This is a genomic window from Alcanivorax sp. UBA3183 (assembly GCF_002364155.1).
Lineage (GTDB): Bacteria > Pseudomonadota > Gammaproteobacteria > Pseudomonadales > Alcanivoracaceae > Alcanivorax > Alcanivorax jadensis.
Map to the genome: position 1 here is coordinate 130,534 of NZ_DEXN01000006.1, position 860 is coordinate 131,393.

An 860-nucleotide genomic window follows, 5' to 3' on the forward strand; every position below is an offset into this window, starting at 1 on the left:
ACCAGGGCTTTCTTGCCGGCCAGCGGCTTGTCCCAGTCAAACTTGGCAGCCTTGAAGCCCGCTTCGGTGGCGCGAACCACCTGGCCGGATACGTAGGCAGATTTCGGTGACAGGAAGAAGTGCAGGGGAGACGCCAGTTGCGCTTCTGCGCCTTCGTCTACATACACCAGCTGGGCGGTGGCGCCTTTCTTGATTTCCTTGCCCACGGAGCGGGTGAAACCTTCCAGGGCACGCTGGGCTACGCGGGCAGCGCCAGTCTGTTTTTCCGGGGTGCGGCCGATGACCACAACGCGGGCACATTTATCCAGCTTGCGGATCACCGGGTGGAAGAATTCCCACAGGGCTTTCAGCTCGTCCGGGTTCTGGATGCCGGTAGCATCGAATACCAGGCCCTTGAACTTGGCATCGTCTTCGCGGTTGGCGGTGTAGTTGTCCGCGCTCACGCCCAGCTTGCCGGCTTTCTTCTGCAGCTCGGTGACGTTACCGGTGTTGGCCAGTACTGCGACCTGTGCTTCCGGAGCCCCTTTCAGGGTCGCCAGTACGGTATCGATACCGGTGGAACCGTTGGCGGCACCTACCAGCACGCGGCCCTTGATGAAGGAAGCCTGGCCCGGCTGCCAGCGCTCGAGAATGACCGGAATAGGGAGGTTGATTGCGCCAAACAGCGCCTTGCCCATAGAGGAATTGGCAATCGCCTGATAGGTATCGCTCATGGTCCTGTCCTTTGCCATCAAATGATGAATGAGTCCCGCTTAACCTTATGTCAACCGGGACAGGTTTAAAGGGGTGCCGGAGAAAGAATGGTCAAAATAAGACTTCTTTCGTAGGGCATGACGGTCAGCCCTGTCGCACACTGGCGC

The 860-nt window shown here is 59.2% G+C and carries 1 pseudogene; it reads right to left on the bottom strand.

The features are described from left to right. Positions 1-713 (bottom strand): annotated as a pseudogene (locus B3Q33_RS01880) (short chain dehydrogenase); the annotation flags it as partial. Between the last annotated feature and the right edge of the window lie 147 nt (positions 714-860).